Annotated in this window: 1 pseudogene; it reads left to right on the forward strand. The window is 19.8% G+C overall.

Annotated elements, in window-relative coordinates:
* Window positions 1-164: 164 nt before the first annotated feature.
* A pseudogene (locus tag GQX97_RS12130) lies at window positions 165-1,607 on the forward strand (DUF4132 domain-containing protein); the annotation flags it as partial.

Here is a 1,607-nt window from a genome sequence, read left to right on the forward strand (position 1 = left end):
GTATTGATAATATAATTTATTTTTAGGAATCTTTAGAAAAAGAATTAGAAAACTTTTGTAATATTAAGCATATAAAATTTAATAGCGTATATGATTTAATTCATGCTCTAAAAATATATAAAGATGATTTCACTATTAAGTTTAATGAGCGTATAATATTTTTATTGAATGTTTTTAATTGGTTTTATGARRCTGATGATAATTCTAAAAAAATTGTAAATACTGTATTAGAATCTTTTCCATACAATTTAATGATTCCTATAATTATAAAAAACAATATAAACTTATTTAACAAAAATATAGACGATACAATAAAACAATATAATATAAACATAAAAGATTTACTAATATCCTATTTTAATAGCTACCCTATATACATATTTAAATCTCAATACATTACAGAATTATTRAAYAACTATGCTTATAATATTAAAGAAGCATTTGAAGATATAGACTTTTTAAATACTGTATCAAATAAAAGTTATKCATTAATTGATTTTTTGGAATTAGTTTATAGTAAAAATAATTTTGATGATTATAGTATTGTTTATAATATTTTAAATACTGATAATGAAGAGCTAAAAAAATATKCTCTAAACATTATTGCTGAAAACGAAGAATTAAACAGAAAATATATAGAAGATAATTTAGATAATTGCAAAGAGTTKAAAGAGATATTAAAAAAATGGAATTACAATAAAGAAGATTTTTGTTTTAATAGCATTGAAGAGATTTATAATTATGTTGATTATTATTATACAGACAATGAGTTATTAGATTTTTTGGATAATAATTATTATAATATAGTCTCTAGAGAAAACACAAGTATAAATATTAAAGTATTAAAATATATATTAAATGAATTCTTAAAAATAGAGAAACCTATAAAAATAAAAGATGCAGAGAAAATATTAGAGTTTATAGASAGAAAATCTTTTATAGAAGCAGTTGAAAATACARTAGAATATTTTATAAATAATAACCTAATAGAAGATAATATAAAAATAATAACTCCTTATGCAATATATGCTGATGAAAGTCATATAGAAAAACTTCATCAATTATTAATAAACTGGAATAATAGTTTTAAAACACCATTAATACTATATACAATGCAATCAATAGCTATAAACGGTAAAACTTCAGCATTAAAAATGATTAAYAAATTCGCTCTAAACAGCAATAACAAAGAAATAAAAAATAATATAAAAGAYATTCTCGTTTATGCATCAGAAATATTAAATACAAATATAGATAATATCTTTGAAAGATTATTCCCTAACTTTGGATTTAGTATAGAAGGCAAAAAAATAATAAACTATGGTAATAGAAGCTTTCAATTACAATTATTAAGCGATTCATATTTAGAAATATTTGATATTCAAAACTCTTCAATAATTAAAGARCTCCCAGATGCAGACGGAGATAAAGATTTAGAAAATATAAAAGAAGATTTTTTACATATTCAAAAAACATTAAAAGAAATAATCAATCATGAGAAAATAAAATTAACAAGAGCCTTAATAAAYGGAAGAAAATGGGATTATAAAACTTTTTTTGAAGTATTTATAAATAATCCAATAATGCATTATTTTACACTCTCTTTT

This window comes from Brachyspira sp. SAP_772, assembly GCF_009755885.1.
In the GTDB taxonomy this organism is placed as follows: domain Bacteria; phylum Spirochaetota; class Brachyspiria; order Brachyspirales; family Brachyspiraceae; genus Brachyspira.